Annotated in this window: 14 protein-coding genes; 5 read left to right on the top strand and 9 right to left on the bottom strand. The window is 62.3% G+C overall.

Annotated features, from left to right (window positions below; all coding sequences use genetic code 11):
• Positions 1-279 precede the first annotated feature (279 nt).
• Positions 280-699 (top strand): hypothetical protein, encoded by a 420-nt coding sequence (locus tag IOD17_RS13680; protein WP_233685615.1) that lies wholly within the window; start codon positions 280-282, stop codon positions 697-699.
• Positions 700-708: 9 nt separating this feature from the next.
• On the opposite strand, the gene IOD17_RS13675 is transcribed toward IOD17_RS13680, so the two are convergent.
• The 3 genes from IOD17_RS13675 to IOD17_RS13665 form a co-directional block, all read right to left on the bottom strand.
• Entirely contained in the window at positions 709-1,707 is a 999-nt protein-coding gene (locus IOD17_RS13675; protein WP_233685614.1) for an LLM class flavin-dependent oxidoreductase, read from the bottom strand.
• 152 nt (positions 1,708-1,859) lie between these two features.
• Entirely contained in the window at positions 1,860-2,075 is a 216-nt protein-coding gene (locus IOD17_RS13670; RefSeq protein ID WP_233685613.1) for a dodecin, read from the bottom strand.
• 65 nt (positions 2,076-2,140) lie between these two features.
• The gene (locus tag IOD17_RS13665; RefSeq protein ID WP_233685612.1) at positions 2,141-3,028 is read right to left on the bottom strand and encodes a LysR family transcriptional regulator; all 888 of its coding nucleotides are present in this window, start codon (positions 3,026-3,028) and stop codon (positions 2,141-2,143) included.
• A gap of 135 nt (positions 3,029-3,163) precedes the next feature.
• Between IOD17_RS13665 and trpB the strand changes: the two genes are divergently transcribed.
• The 3 genes from trpB (at position 3,164) to IOD17_RS13650 (ending at position 5,937) form a co-directional block, all read left to right on the top strand.
• Entirely contained in the window at positions 3,164-4,378 is a 1,215-nt protein-coding gene (gene trpB / locus IOD17_RS13660; RefSeq protein ID WP_233685611.1) for a tryptophan synthase subunit beta, read from the top strand.
• Positions 4,378-5,187 carry a tryptophan synthase subunit alpha gene (gene trpA, locus IOD17_RS13655; protein WP_233685610.1) on the top strand — a complete coding sequence of 270 codons (810 nt, stop codon included), beginning with the start codon at positions 4,378-4,380 and terminating at the stop codon, positions 5,185-5,187. Before trpB ends, trpA begins: the two co-directional genes overlap by 1 nt.
• A gap of 117 nt (positions 5,188-5,304) precedes the next feature.
• Positions 5,305-5,937: a TetR/AcrR family transcriptional regulator gene (locus tag IOD17_RS13650; RefSeq protein WP_233685609.1), complete on the top strand. Its 633-nt coding sequence runs from the start codon at positions 5,305-5,307 to the stop codon at positions 5,935-5,937.
• Positions 5,938-6,004: 67 nt separating this feature from the next.
• On the opposite strand, the gene argA is transcribed toward IOD17_RS13650, so the two are convergent.
• The 4 genes from argA to IOD17_RS13630 all read right to left on the bottom strand — a co-directional run bounded on the left by argA (position 6,005) and on the right by IOD17_RS13630 (position 10,808).
• The gene (gene argA / locus IOD17_RS13645; RefSeq protein WP_233685608.1) at positions 6,005-7,303 is read right to left on the bottom strand and encodes an amino-acid N-acetyltransferase; all 1,299 of its coding nucleotides are present in this window, start codon (positions 7,301-7,303) and stop codon (positions 6,005-6,007) included.
• A 277-nt stretch (positions 7,304-7,580) separates the two neighbouring features.
• Positions 7,581-8,726: an acetylornithine deacetylase gene (gene argE / locus IOD17_RS13640; RefSeq protein ID WP_233685607.1), complete on the bottom strand. Its 1,146-nt coding sequence runs from the start codon at positions 8,724-8,726 to the stop codon at positions 7,581-7,583.
• Between the two features lie 99 nt (positions 8,727-8,825).
• Entirely contained in the window at positions 8,826-10,091 is a 1,266-nt protein-coding gene (locus tag IOD17_RS13635; RefSeq protein ID WP_233685606.1) for an inorganic phosphate transporter, read from the bottom strand.
• Positions 10,092-10,130: 39 nt separating this feature from the next.
• Complete coding sequence (locus IOD17_RS13630) at positions 10,131-10,808, bottom strand: TIGR00153 family protein (protein ID WP_233685605.1); 678 nt, start codon at positions 10,806-10,808, stop codon at positions 10,131-10,133.
• Between the two features lie 111 nt (positions 10,809-10,919).
• On the opposite strand from IOD17_RS13630, the gene IOD17_RS13625 reads away from it, so the two are divergent.
• Positions 10,920-12,284, top strand: a complete 1,365-nt coding sequence (locus tag IOD17_RS13625) for an inorganic triphosphatase (RefSeq protein WP_233685604.1) — start codon at positions 10,920-10,922, stop codon at positions 12,282-12,284.
• A 63-nt stretch (positions 12,285-12,347) separates the two neighbouring features.
• On the opposite strand, the gene IOD17_RS13620 is transcribed toward IOD17_RS13625, so the two are convergent.
• The gene (locus IOD17_RS13620) at positions 12,348-13,406 is read right to left on the bottom strand and encodes an extracellular solute-binding protein (RefSeq protein WP_233685603.1); all 1,059 of its coding nucleotides are present in this window, start codon (positions 13,404-13,406) and stop codon (positions 12,348-12,350) included.
• Positions 13,407-13,571: 165 nt separating this feature from the next.
• The gene (locus IOD17_RS13615) at positions 13,572-14,948 is read right to left on the bottom strand and encodes a glutamine synthetase family protein (RefSeq protein ID WP_233685602.1); all 1,377 of its coding nucleotides are present in this window, start codon (positions 14,946-14,948) and stop codon (positions 13,572-13,574) included.
• Between the last annotated feature and the right edge of the window lie 47 nt (positions 14,949-14,995).

The raw sequence follows: 14,995 nt of genomic DNA, 5'->3' as shown, positions 1-14,995 counted from the left end.
TCGTCGCGAACCGCGTTGCCGTGAAAAATCTCGCCAGGCTAGGCGGAGGACGCAGGTAATGGTGTTCCCTTACCAAGTCCTCCAACACCGCTTGGCGAGATTTTTCGCGCAACCCGAAGGGCCGAGCCTGTTTTAGCGCGATACTGCGTTTCTCGACACTCATTTGGAACAACCAAACTTCGTGTCTCGTGCCTTGCCTCGCGCTAAAACAGGCTTCGGCGCGGCCGCGAACGAAACGTCAACAGACCCTCGGGTTGTTCTGATTTATGGAGGTGCCCCATGCGTTACCTGGCTTTATGCAGTGCTGTGCTGGCGCTCGCTGCCTGTGCTTCACCCGTGCCGCCGCCTGACCCAAACCAGGCCTGGGTTGAGCTGCGCAGCAATGCCGGCACCCTGCTGATGGCCGATCGCCTCGACGGTCAGCGTCTGAACGATGGCCGCTATTTTCAGGTGCCGGTGGGTGCTCATGAATTGCAGGCACGTTTGCAATTTGAAGTGAACAGCGGCGGTGGTCAGGACGGCATCAGCGAGCCACGGCAGATGACTTGCGATATTCGTGTGCGCTATGCCGATTTTGCTGCCGGGCAGCGCTACCGTCTGGAAGCCCGCCCGTTACAGATGAAAGCCCAGGCCTGGCTCTACGATGAGCAGCGCAATGTGCTGGCGCGCGGCCAGGTGTTGCGCTGCGGTACGTTCTGACCGGCCTGGTTAGTCGCGTAATTGTGCCAGCAGCTCGAAGGCATGCAGGCGGTCGGCGAAGTCATACAGGTCGCAGGTGAAGATCAGTTCATCGGCGCCAGTCTGTTCCAGCAGCAGCTCCAGACGCGTGCGCACCTTGTCCGGCCCGCCGATCATTGCCATGCCGAGGAAGCTGCTCACGGCCTCTTTCTCATGCGGTAACCACAGCCCCTGCATACTGGCCACCGGCGGTTTCTGCACCAGGCTCTGGCCGCGAATCAGCGCGAGGATGCGCTGGTAGGCCGAGGTGGCCAGGTATTCAGCCTGTTCATCCGTGTCGGCAGCGATCAGCGGTACGCCGAGCATCACATAGGGCTTGTCGAGCACTGCCGAGGGCTTGAAGTGGTTGCGGTAGACGCGAATCGCTTCATGCATATAGCGCGGCGCGAAGTGCGAGGCGAAGGCGTAGGGCAGGCCCTTTTCGCCCGCCAGCTGGGCACTGAACAGGCTGGAGCCGAGCAGCCAGATCGGTACATTGGTGTCGCTGCCAGGCATGGCGATTACCCGCTGATCCGGCGTGCGCGGCCCGAGGTAGCGCTGCAGCTCTGCAACATCCGCCGGAAAGTCGTCGGCGCTGCCAATCCGGTCGCGGCGCAGCGCCTGGGCGGTGAAGTGATCCGCCCCTGGCGCACGGCCCAGACCCAATTCAATGCGCCCAGGATAGAGCGTGGCCAGGGTGCCGAACTGCTCGGCAATCACCAGCGGTGCGTGATTGGGCAGCATCACCCCGCCGGAACCCAGGCGAATCTTCGACGTGCCGGCGGCCAGATACCCCAGTAGCACGGCAGTGGCTGAACTGGCGATGCCGTCCATATTGTGGTGTTCGGCCACCCAGAAACGCTCGAAGCCCAGGCGCTCGACATGCTGCGCCAGCGCCAGGGAGTTGTGCAGGGCCTGGGCAGCGTTGCCGTCATCGCGAATCGGGGCGAGGTCCAGGGTGGAGAATTTGCTCTGTGCAAGTGCGCTCATCGGGCCGCCTGTGGGTTATCCGTGTGTTGGGGCGCCACAAAGCGCCAATACCTGAGTTAGATAGTGGGGCTTGTTCTGCGGATTCCAAGGGGCACGTTGCGTCGGGCGGGAAGGCCGGCGGCCATGTTCAGGCATGACCGCAGCATTGGGGCTCAGCTATCGCTCAGGCGGAAGCCGATCTTCAAGGTGACCTGATAGTGACCGACCTTGCCATCCACGATATGCCCACGGGTCTCCACCACCTCGAACCAGTCGAGGTTGCGTACCGACTTGGCGCATTCGGCCAGGGCATTTTCGATGGCATCCTCGATGCTGACTTTCGAGGAGCCGACGATTTCGATTTTCTTGTAGGTGTGATGGTCGGACATGGGCGTTCTCCACAGGTTGATGATTCAACGCTAGTCGAGTTGCCACGGTTTTGCCCGGCGTCGATTCAGCCTTGCAACTCGTGACGTAGCCATGCGGCCAGCAGTTGTGCGCGTTTATCCAGGCGCCGTGCCGGCACCCACAGGGCCAGGCGTGCCGAGGTTTCGACAAAGCCCCAGGGCGCGACCAGGCGACCGCCGGCCAGGTCGTCGGTCACCAGTTGCTGCGGTGCGATGGCGACGCCCAGGCCGGCTGCTGCGGCTTCCAGCAGGTAATACAGATGCTCGAAACCCTGGCCGAGCTTCAGTGCGCTGGCATCCAGCCCGTTGCTGGCGGCCCAGCTTGGCCAGGCCTGCGGGCGCGAGCTGGTATGCAGCAAGGGTTCACCGAGCAGCGCAGCAGCGGGAGCCTGATGCAATGCGGCGAACTGCGCATAACGTGGGCTAAGCACCGGGCCGATGCGCTCGGCGGCCAGCTCGAACACCTGCATATCCGCTGGCCACGGCGGTTCGGCGAACCACAGGGTGGCATCCACTCCGCTGCGCCGTGGGTCCAGCTCGCCTTCACTGGCGGACAGCTGCAGGCGCAGTTCCGGCAACTCGCGGTTGAGTCGGTCCAGACGCGGGATAAACCAGCGCGCCAGCAGGCTACCCGGGCAGGCCAGGACAAACGGCGCGTCGGCCTGCCCTTGTTGCAGCTCGGCACAGGTGCTGCGCAGGCGGTTGAACAGTTCGGCGCTGACATCGCGCAGGCGAATGCCGGCATCTGTGAGTTTAAGGCCGCGACCTTCCTTGCTGAACAGCGCTACACCCAGGTGCTCTTCCAAGCTGCGCACCTGGCGGCTGACCGCGCCATGAGTGACATACAGTTCGTTAGCCGCCTGGCTGATGCTGTTCAAGCGCGCCGCTGCTTCAAAGGCGCGCAAGGCGTTAAGCGGTGGAAGGTCGTGGCTCATCTGTGAGTTTTCCTGACAGGTTGCGGCGATCTTATCGCTTTTGCCGCGCGCGCCACAGCTTTATCCTGTGCCCATTGCCGTAGAAGCAGGCATCACTGCCCGCGTATCGCGCCCGAATTTTCTGAGGAGAACGCCATGACTTCCTTCCGCGCTGGCCCTGACGCCAACGGCCTGTTCGGCTCGTTCGGTGGCCAATATGTTGCCGAAACCCTGATGCCGCTGATCCACGATCTGGCCGAAGAGTATGAAAAGGCCAAGCTCGACCCCGAGTTCCAGAAAGAGCTGGCCTACTTCCAGCGTGATTTCGTCGGTCGTCCGAGCCCGCTGTATTTCGCCGAGCGCCTGACCGAGATGTGCGGCGGCGCGAAGATCTACTTCAAGCGTGAAGAGCTCAATCACACCGGCGCGCACAAGATCAACAACTGCATCGGCCAGGCCCTGCTGGCCAAGCGCATGGGCAAGAAACGCATCATCGCCGAGACCGGCGCCGGCATGCACGGCGTGGCCACCGCCACCGTGGCCGCGCGTTTCGGCATGGAGTGCGTGATCTTTATGGGCACCACCGACATCGATCGCCAGCAGGCCAACGTGTTCCGCATGAAGCTGCTGGGCGCCACCGTGATTCCGGTGGTCGCCGGTACTGGCACGCTCAAGGATGCGATGAACGAAGCGCTGCGCGACTGGGTGACCAACGTGCACAACACCTTCTACATGATCGGCACCGTGGCCGGCCCACACCCGTACCCGGCGATGGTGCGCGACTTCCAGGCGGTGATTGGCAAGGAAACCCGCGAGCAGATCCTCGCCCAGGAAGGCCGTCTGCCCGACAGCCTGGTGGCCTGCATCGGTGGTGGCTCGAACGCCATCGGCCTGTTCCACCCGTTCCTCGATGATAAAGACGTACAGATCGTCGGCGTCGAAGCCGCCGGTTACGGCATCGAAACTGGCAAGCACGCGGCCAGCCTGAATGGCGGCGTACCGGGTGTGCTGCACGGTAACCGCACCTTCCTGCTGCAGAACGACGATGGCCAGATCATCGACGCCCACTCGATTTCTGCCGGCCTGGATTACCCCGGCATTGGCCCTGAACACGCCTGGTTGCACGACGTTGGCCGGGTTGAATACACCTCGGTGACCGACGACGAAGCCCTGGCTGCGTTCCACACCTGCTGCCGCCAGGAAGGGATCATTCCTGCCCTGGAAAGCGCTCACGCCCTGGCCGAAGCCTTCAAACGTGCGCCCACTCTGCCCAAGGAGCACCTGATGGTGATCAACCTGTCCGGGCGTGGCGACAAGGACATGCAGACCGTTATGCACCACATGGAAAACACTGTGCAGGAGAACCACTGATGAGCCGCCTGCAAACCCGCTTTGCCGAGCTGAAACAGCAGAACCGCGCCGCTCTGGTGACCTTCGTCACTGCCGGCGACCCGAATTACGACGCCTCCCTGGCGATTCTCAAGGGCCTGCCGGCTGCCGGCGCCGATGTGATCGAGCTGGGTATGCCCTTTACCGATCCGATGGCCGATGGCCCGGCGATTCAACTGGCGAATATCCGCGCGCTGGAAGGCGGTCAGGACCTGGCGAAAACCCTGCAGATGGTCCGCGCATTCCGCGAAGGCGAGCAGGTTACGCCGCTGGTGCTGATGGGCTACTTCAACCCGATCCACAAGTACGGCGTGGCGCGTTTTATTGCCGAAGCCAAGGAAGCCGGTGTCGATGGTCTGATCGTCGTCGATCTGCCGCCTGAGCATAACGCGGACCTGTGCGACCCGGCTCAAGCCGCAGGTTTGGACTTTATCCGCCTGACCACCCCGACCACCGACGACAAGCGCCTACCCAAGGTGCTCAACGGCAGCTCCGGCTTCGTTTACTACGTCTCGGTCGCCGGTGTGACCGGTGCCGGTTCGGCTACCCTGGATCACGTCGAACAGGCCGTCACCCGTCTGCGTCGTCACACCGATCTGCCGCTGTGCATCGGCTTCGGCATCCGCACCCCGGAGCATGCGGCGACCATCGCCCGTCTGGCCGAGGGCGTGGTGGTTGGTTCGGCGCTGATTGATCAGATTGCCAATGCCAAGACTGCCGAGCAGGCGGTGGATGGCGTGCTCAGCCTGTGTGCGGCGCTGGCTGAAGGTGTACGCAGCGCGCGTGGATAACACGGGCTTGCATTTATTGTCAGTAAAACCCTTCCCGGATTTTATCCGGGCTACGGGTTCGGTGTAGGGTAGGCGGCGAAATGTCATCCGCCCTATTTCCTTGCTCCGAGTCTCGCCATGTCACGTCCGCCTGTTGCTCGCAAACCCCGCGCCAGTAGCCAGAGCCGCATCGCCGGTATTCTTGCTGCTGCCCGCGAGTTGTTGGCCGAGCAGGGCGTGGCGGGCCTGTCGATCTACAGCGTGGCTGAGCGCGCGCAGATTCCACCGTCTTCGGTGTATCACTTCTTCGCCAGCGTGCCGGCCTTGCTGGAAGGGCTGACGGCGGATATCCACAGCGCGTTTCGCGCCTGCCTGCAGGAACCGATTGAACATGCGCAGCTGCGTGACTGGCGTGACCTGTCTCGGCTGATCGAGCAGCGCATGCTGGCGATCTACGCCGCTGATGCCGCCGCGCGTCAGCTGATTCTGGCGCAGCACGGTCTGGCCGAAGTGACCCAGGCGGATCGTCAGCACGACATCGAACTGGGTCACTTGATGCAGCAGCTGTTCGACCGCCACTTCCCCTTGCCGCAACTGCCGGAGGATGTCGATGTGTTCGCTCTGGCCATGGAGCTGGGCGACCGCGTGTATGCCCGTTCGGTGCAACTGCACGGCGCAATTACCCCACGCATGGCCGAGGAAGGTATGCGCGTGTTCGATGCCTATCTGAGTTTGTACCTGCCGCCCCATCTGCCGAAACGCAACCTGTAGGAGCGGTCTTGGCCGCGATGGCGGACACCGCTGATCGCGGGCAAGCCCGCTCCTACAACCGCTGGATTCACAGCGCCTTTTCAAACACCTGCGAGTTGCGCTGGTAGTTGTACAGCGAGGCGCGCGCAGCCGGCAGGCGGTCAACGCTGCTGGGCTCGAAGCCGCGTTCGCGGAACCAGTGGGCAGTGCGCGTGGTAAGCACGAACAAGGTTTTCAGACCCTGGGCGCGGGCGCGTTCTTCGATGCGTTCGAGCAGCTCGTCGCCACGGCCACCGTGACGGTAGGCCGGGTTGACCGCCAGGCAGGCCAGTTCGCCGAAATCCGAGTCGGCAATCTGGTACAGCGCGGCGCAGGCGATGATCAACCCTTCGCGCTCGACGATGCTGAACTGTTCGATTTCGCGCTCCAGAACCTCGCGTGAGCGGCGCACCAGAATGCCCTGGTCTTCCAGCGGGGTGATCAGTTCGATTAGCCCGCCGACATCCTCAATGGTCGCCTCGCGTAGCGATTCGAACTGCTCCTGGGCCACCAGGGTGCCGTTGCCGGTGCGGGTGAACAGCTCGCTGAGCAGTGCGCCATCTTCCGCATAACTGACGATATGGCTGCGCCTTACTCCGGCCTTGCAGGCCTCGGCGGCGGCATCCAGCAGCTCCGCCTGGTAGCTGCTGCCCAGGCGTTGCAGGTGCGCCGGCACTTGCTGTGGGCGCAGCTCGCGCACCAGCTTGCCAGCCTCGTCGAGCAGGCCGCATTCAGCGCCGAACAGCAGCAGCTTGTCGGCGTCGAGGTCAATGGCGGCGCGGGTGGCGACGTCCTCGCAGGCCAGGTTGAAGATCTCCCCGGTGGGTGAATAGCCCAACGGCGACAGCAGCACGATGCTGCGCTCATCCAGCTGGCGGTTGATGCCCTTGCGGTCGATGCGCCGCACTTCACCGGTGTGGTGGTAGTCAACGCCGTCGACCACGCCAATCGGCCGTGCGGTGACAAAGTTGCCGCTGGTGATGCGCAGACGCGAGCCCTGCATCGGTGAGCGAGCCATGTCCATCGACAGGCGTGCTTCGATGGCAATGCGCAGCTGGCCAACGGCGTCGATCACACATTCCAGGGTCGGACTGTCGGTGATCCGCAGGTCACGGTGAAAGCGCGGTGTCAGGCCGTTGTTGGCCAGGCGCGCTTCGATCTGCGGGCGCGAGCCATGCACCAGCACCAGGCGCACGCCGAGGCTGTGCAGCAGCACCAGGTCGTGAACGATATTGCCGAAATTCGGGTGAGCAACGCCCTCGCCCGGAAGCATCACCACAAAGGTGCAGTCACGGTGAGCATTGATATAGGGCGAAGCGTGGCGGAGCCAATTGACGTGGTCGTGCATTGCTTGAAAAACCTGTGTCGAATACGGAACGCATGGAGTGGCGCGGGCGCGCCAGACGAGGCAGCCAGGAGCGGTTTTATCGTCGCAGTTGGGGCAGCTTCACGCGTTCTCTCCTCCGGATCATCAATCTTGCATCGGAACCTATTTACGATATTGCGAGCTAGAGCCATGCAAGGCAAAAAAAGGCGAGGAAGCGGAGTGTACGAGTTGTACATGAGCATTCCGAGCCTGTTTTTAACGCAGCAGGGCCGACGCGCAGCAGATCGTAAACAGGTTCTCAGGTTTTCAGGCAGTAATGTTCGATCAGTTGCTGCAGCAGACGCACTGTAGGCTGCAAACGTGACATATCCAGGTATTCGCCGGGCTGGTGGGCGCAGTCGATATCACCGGGGCCGAGCACCAGGGTTTCGCAGCCGAGCTGCTGAAGATAAGGCGCTTCGGTGCCAAATGCCACTGCGGCGGCCGTATGCCCGGTAAGGCGTTCGGCCAGGCGCACCAGTTCGGCATCGGCGGCCTGCTCGAATGGCGGCACGCTGGGGAACAGTGGGGCGAAGTCGATTTTTACCTGATGCTGCTCGGCTAGCGGTTGCAGTTTCTGCCGAATGGCTGCGCGCAGTGCTTCCGGTTGCATGCCGGGAAGCGGGCGCAGGTCGAATTCCAGCGAGCACTGGCCACAGATGCGGTTGGGGTTGTCGCCGCCGTGGATGCAGCCGAAATTCAGGGTCGGTTGCGGCACGCTGAACTGCGGGTTGTTGAATTCGCGCTGCCACTGCGCGCGCAGGCCGCGCAGTTCCACCATCGCGTCTTGCATGGCTTCCAGGGCGCTGTGGCCCAGACGCGGATCGGAGGAGTGGCCGCTCTGCCCGAGAATATCGATGCGCTCCATCATCACGCCCTTGTGCAGGCGGATCGGCTTGAGACCGGTCGGCTCGCCGATCACTGCAGCCCGGCCCAGTGGTCGGCCGGCATCGGCCAGGGCGCGGGCGCCGGACATCGAGCTTTCTTCATCACAGGTGGCGAGGATCAGCAGCGGTTGCTGGAAGCGCTGCTCCAGCAGCGGCTGTACGGCTTCGATGATCAGGGCAAAGAAACCCTTCATGTCGCAGCTGCCGAGACCGACCCAGCGGCCATCGACTTCGGTGAGTTTCAGCGGATCGGTCTGCCACAGCGCGGCGTCGAACGGCACGGTGTCACTGTGCCCTGCCAGCACCAGGCCGCCGGGGCCGCTGCCGTAGCTGGCGAGCAGGTTGAATTTGCCGGGGGAAACTTCCTGCGTTTCGCAGGCGAAACCGAGGTCGCCGAGCCAGCTCGACAGCAGCTCGATGACTGCGCGGTTGGACTGGTCCCAGTGCGGCTGGGTGCAGCTCACGGAAGGAGCTGCGATCAGTGCCGCGAATTGGTCTTTGAAAGAAGGCAGTGGCATCGGCGGTCTCCGCAGGCGATGGCCCATCATAGAGGCATCGCAGCGGATCAGGGAACCGCCAGGCGTGCCGCCGTCAGGTCGGCACGCCTGCACCGGGGATCAGGTGAAGATGCCGCGCAGGGTCAAGAAGAAGATGATCGACAGCACCGCGCCCACAGGCAGGGTGACGATCCAGGACAGGAAGATCTTGCCGATCATGCCCAGGTTCAGCGCGCCGATGCCGCGTGCCAGGCCGACGCCGAGAATCGCGCCGACCAGGGTGTGCGTGGTGGACACCGGCAGTCCCAGGCCGGAGGCGCTGACCACGGTGGTGGCGGCAGCCAGTTCGGCGGCAAAGCCACGGCTAGGGGTCAGTTCGGTGATTTCCTTGCCGATGGTGGCGATCACCTTGTAACCGTAGGTGGCCAGGCCGACGACGATGCCGATGGCACCCAGCAGCAAAATCCAGCCCGGCACGGTGGCCTTGGCGCCCACAGCGATGTCACCGCCTGACTGGATCACCTCGACAATCGCAGCCAACGGGCCGACAGCGTTGGCCACATCGTTGGAACCGTGGGCGAAGGCCATGGCACAGGCGGTGAAGATCATCAGGATGGCAAACACCTTCTCCACGCTGGAGAAGTGGAAGGCCTTGTCGGCTTCCTCGTCGACATGCACGCGGCTAAGCAGGGCGATACCGAGCAGCATGACGGCCACGCCGATACCCACCGAAAGCAGGAAACCTTCGCCTTGGCTGAGGTTCAGCCCGACATGCTTGAGGCCCTTGGTCATGGTCATCAGGGAGATCATGAAACCGGTGATGAACATGTACATCGGCACAAAACGCTTGGCGTTCTTGAATGGATTGTCGGTGTCGATGATCAGTTTCTGCACGCTGGTGAACAGGCAGAAAGAGATGATCCCGGCCAGCATTGGAGTGACCACCCAGCTCGCGACGATTGGGCCAACGCCGCTCCAGTGCACGGCATCAACCGAAACCCCGACGGCGGCAAAGCCGATCACGGCGCCGACGATGGAGTGCGTGGTGGACACCGGCCAGCCGCGGGTGGAAGCGATCATTAGCCAGGTGCCGGCTGCCAGCAGCGCCGACATCATGCCCAGCACCATCAGCTCGGGGCTGATCAAGTTGGCATCGACGATACCGCTCTTGATGGTTTCGGTGACTTCGCCGCCGGCCAGGTAGGCTCCGCAGAATTCGAAGACCATGGCGATCAGGATCGCCTGTTTGATGGTCAGGGCCTTGGAGCCCACCGAGGTGCCCATGGCGTTGGCGACATCGTTGGCACCCACGCCCCAGGCCATGAAAAAGCCAAAGAGACAGGCAAGCAGCAGCAATACGAGGCCGTAGTCCGCGATCAGAGACATAAATAATTAATCCGTAGATTCCAGAAAGGACACTGGCGCTTAGCGCGCCAGCAGTTGTTCCAGTCGGTTGCCGACACGTTCGGCGCGGTCGGCTACGTCGCCGATCCATTCGATGATCTTGTAGAGGAACATCACATCGACAGGAGGAAGGTCCTTCTCCAGTTTGAACAGTGCACGACGCACTTCGATTTGTATTTTGTCGGTGTCGCGCTCGATCTGTTCGAGCTCCATGACCATGGATTCAACCAGTACTGCCTCGCGGCCACCAAAACCGGTTTCCAGCAGTTCGTCGAGTTCGTTCATGGCTTTCAGCGCTTGTGCGCTGGCATCCACGGTGCGTTGTACAAAGGTGCGAATCAGTGGCTGCAGGGCCTGCGGAATGGCCATTTCACGGCCGAGCATAAGCCCGGCGATGTCCTTGGCGCGGTTGGCAACTTTGTCCTGTACACTCAGCAGCTCTAGCAGATCCGAGCGCGGTACAGGCAGAAACAGGCTCTTGGGCAGGTGCAGGCGCACGCTTTTCTTGAGCTTGTCGGCCTCGTGCTCCAGGCTCGCCATTTCCTGTTGTATCTGTTCCACCTTGGCCCAGTCTTCCACCATCACGGCTTCGAAGAAGGGCACCAGATTCGCTGCGCACTCGTGAGCTTTGGCGAAATGCTTCTGCATCGGCCCAATGGGTGAGCGGCCGAACAGGCTGGCAAATGGGTTAGCTGGCATAGGGTGAACCCTGGGTTAAGAAGGCGGCAAGTATACGGATCACTCCCCGGGCTCGCCAGCGCAGGTAATTGGGCTGTCACAATTTCATAGTAGGCGTTGAATCCCACCATCATGAACAAAGAAACCGAAATCAAACTGCGGGTCAGCCGGGAAACCCTGGCGGCTCTGCGCGATCACCCGTTGCTGAAGAAACGCAACAAGAGTGGTTGGGAGCAGCGCGAACTGTTCAATCAATATTTTGATACACCTTCGCGCGATCTGGCAGCGGCCAAAGTGGCCCTGCGTCTGCGCCGTGATGGCGAGCAGGTTATCCAGACCCTGAAAACCCGTGGGCAAAGCGTCGCCGGTCTGTCCGAGCGCAACGAGTGGGACTGGTACCTGAGCAAGGCCAAGCTGGACCTGAAGAAACTCGACGACAGCTGCTGGCCGGCGGCCCTGGCTGAGTTGGACAAGAAGCAGCTGGTGCCGATCTTCACCACCGATTTTGTCCGTGAGAAGGCAGAAATCGCCTGGGGTCGTGGTAAGGCCAAGGTGGTGATCGAGGCGGCGCTGGATCTGGGCAAAGTGCTTGCCGGTGAAGGCGAAGAGGAAATCTGCGAGCTGGAGCTGGAGCTGCGTCAAGGTGAGCCGGATGCGTTGCTGGAGTTGGCTGCCGAGCTGGCGGCTGATCTGGCGCTGATGCCTTGCGATATCAGCAAGGCCGAGCGCGGCTATCGGTTGTTTGACTCGGCCAGTTACAGCCTAAGTCTGCCTGCGCCGCAACTGACCCCACAGATCAGCCTGGATGACAGCGTGGCGGCCCTGGCCTGGCACCTGCTGGGCAGCAGCCAGCGGCTGGCCGAGCAGTACCGTTTCAATGGCCACTGGCGTTTGCTGGTTGAGTGGCTGGAGCAGTTGGTCGGTTTACGTGCGCTGCTTGGCAGCCTCGGTCAGGCCGCGCCGCGTGCCAGCAGCCATGCCTTGCGTGAACTGCTGGATGCCGTGCTACTGGAATGGCGCCCGCGCGTGCTGGCGGGCCAGGGCAACGACAGTCTGCGCAAGAATGCGCCGGCACTGTTCGCGGCCGAGCTGCAGGGCAATCGTTGGGGGCTGTTCTCGCTGATGCTGTCACGCTGGTTGCTGGCGCGCAGCTGGACGGTAGAACGCAACAACCGTGGCAACCGTCAGGGCGCCGCACCGCTGGGCAACTGGCTGCCGACGCTGATTGCCGAGGAAGGCGCGGCGTTGCAGCTGCGGCGTTATCAGCAGCAGCCAGAAGACCTCGCCGAACAGCTCCCGCGTATCGAGCGTTTGTTGGTCTGGCTGCGTCTGGCCCGTGAGGTGCTGGAGGTGGAGGAGGTTGACCGTCTGTACGGTGAGCTGAACAAGCTGGCTGGGCTGGCCCAGCAGGCCCTCGATGCTGAAGTGCTGGCTGCGCGCAAGGCGCAGCTGCTGGCTATCGGTTCGCTGAAAGCCTGGCGTCAGCTGGTCAAGTAACGGCTGCTGCGCTGTAGGCTTGATGCAGGAGCCTGGATTGAATCCGGGCTCCTCGCCCATCACTCAACTGCCATCCCGAAAACGCGTCCACACGGCGTCGCGGGTCGCGCTGTGTTTTTCCGGCAGGGTTTCCAGCGGGTGTAGGCGGCGTTTGGTGTCGCGGTCCGGGTAGAGACCTGGCTGATTGCGCAGGGCTTCGTCGAGGAACTCGCGTGAGTCGGCATTGCCGCTGGGGTACAGGGTTTCGGCGGTGATCAGGGCGGCGACCTGAGGCTGCATCAGGTAGTCGATAAAGCGGTGGGCCAGGTCCACACGCTTGGCGCTGCTGGGAATCACCAGGTTGTCGATAAACAGAATCGAGCCTTCGTCCGGCACCACGAAACGCACCGGCTGGCCGGCATCCGCAGCGGCCAGGGCATCGCCGACCCAGGCCATGGCCACGCACAGCTTGCCCTGGTTGAGGTCTTCGATATAGCGCTCACTGTCGACGTAACGCAGGTTCGGCCGCAGGCCATCCAGCACCCGGCTGGAGCGCTCGATGCGGCTCGGCGCACTGCGCGCCAGGCTGCGGCCCTGGTAGTTGAGCAGCAGGGTCAGGGTTTCATCGGGGGCGTCAAGCACACTCATGCCACAGTTGGCCAGGCGTGAACTCTGGGTAGCGTCGAACAGCAGACTCCAGCTATTGGGCAGTGGGCCGCCAAAGGCAGCTTCGGCCTGTGGCGTATTGATGGCCAGGCCCACCGCGCCCCACAGATAAGGCACGGCATGCTGGTTGGCGGGATCAAGGGCAACCAGGGTGCTGAGCAGTTGTTTGTCCAGGTGCTTGCGATTGGGCAGCAGGGCGAAGTCCAGTGGCTGGATGCTGCCGCTCTTGATCATGGTGGGCAGGGTGTCGTGTGACGGCACGGCCACGTCGATGGCTTCACCGCTGGCGAGTACCGTCTGCAGCTCTTCGGCGGTGCTGTAGGTGTGGTACTCCACGCGAATACCGGTTTGTGCCTCGAAGTCCTTCAGCACCTGTGGGGCGATGTAGTCGTTCCAGTTGTAGACCCGGATCACCTCCTCGGCACTGGCCAGCAGCGGTGTCAGGGCAAGCAGCAGTGAGGCAAGCAGGCGAGGCATGGGGTTCTCCAGGGTATAAGTGGATGACGTGCCAACAAAAATCCGGGTCGAACGCTGCCCATGGTCGCGGTTCAGGCGATTGCCGGGCAGGGTGTGCGCAATGCGCGGGTACGGGGCCAAGGGCCATAAAAAACGCCGGCTCAGAGGCCGGCGTTGGGTGTTGCATCAAACCGTGTGCAGGTACCAGTTGTACTCGAGGTCGGAAATCGAGTTTTCGAACTCGGCCAACTCGCTCTCCTTACAGGCGACGAAGATGTCGATGTATTTCGGGTCGATATACCGCGCCAGCACTTCGTTGTCGTCCAGCTCGCGCAGGGCGTCACGCAGGTTGTTGGGCAGGCTCTGTTCGTTCTGCTCGTAGGAGTTGCCTTCCACTGGTGCGCTAGGTTCGATCTTGTTGGTCAGGCCATGGTGCACGCCCGCCAGTACGGCCGACATCAGCAGGTAAGGGTTGGCGTCAGCGCCAGCCACCCGGTGCTCGATGCGTACGGCATCGGCGGTGTCATTCGGCACGCGCAGGGCTACGGTGCGGTTGTCGATGCCCCAGCACGGCGAGTTCGGCACGTAGTACTGCGCACCGAAGCGGCGGTAGGAGTTGACGTTCGGGCAGAGGAAGGCCATCGACGCAGGCATGGTTTCCAGGACGCCGCCGATGGCATGGCGCAGCGCATCATTCTGCTCCGGGTCATCGCAGGCGAAGATGTTGTTGCCCTGCTTGTCGAGGATCGAGATGTGCACGTGCAGTCCGTTACCCGCCTGGTTGGGGTACGGCTTGGCCATGAAGGTGGTGTCCATCTCATGGTCGTAGGCAATGTTCTTGATCAGGCGCTTGAGCAGCAGCGCGTGGTCGCAGGCCTTGATCGGGTCAGCGACGTGGTGCAGGTTGACTTCGAACTGCGCCGGGGCGCTTTCCTTGACGATGGCGTCAGCCGGGATGCCCTGCTCTTTGGCCCCTTCAAGAATGTCCTGCAGGCACTCGGCGTATTCGTCGAGGTCGTCGATCAGGTACACCTGGGTCGACTGTGGGCGCTTGCCCGACAGCGGCGACAGCGGTGGTTGTGGACGGCCGTTCACGTTGGCCTGGTCGATCAGGTAGAACTCGATTTCAAAGGCGGCACAGATGGTAAGGCCCAGTTCGTCGAACTTCGCAACCACCTGGCGCAACACTTCCCGTGGGTCAGCGAAGAACGGCTCGCCTTCCATTTCATGCATGGTCATCAGCAGTTGCGCAGTAGGGCGCTTTTGCCAGGGCTCATTGCTCAGGGTGTTGGGGATGGGAAAGCAGACCCGGTCAGCGTCGCCGATATCCAGACCCAGGCCAGTGCTTTCCACCGTCGAGCCATTGATGTCCAGAGCGAATAGAGAAGCCGGGAGATTAATGCCGCGTTCGTAAACCTTATGCAGGCTCGCACGCTCGATACGCTTGCCGCGCACCACACCATTCATATCTGCGATCAGAAGGTCGACGAACAGGACCTCAGGATGTTTCTTAAGGAACGCGTTCGCTTCGTTAAGCTGAACGGCACGCGGGGGTACCGACATGATGCAACACCTTTTTTGTTAAAAATATCAATCATGCAATTGCACAG

Origin of the sequence: Pseudomonas anguilliseptica, assembly GCF_021375795.1 — a bacterium.
Classification (GTDB): Bacteria; Pseudomonadota; Gammaproteobacteria; order Pseudomonadales; family Pseudomonadaceae; genus Aquipseudomonas; species Aquipseudomonas anguilliseptica_A.
This window is presented reverse-complemented; position numbering and strand designations above follow the sequence as displayed.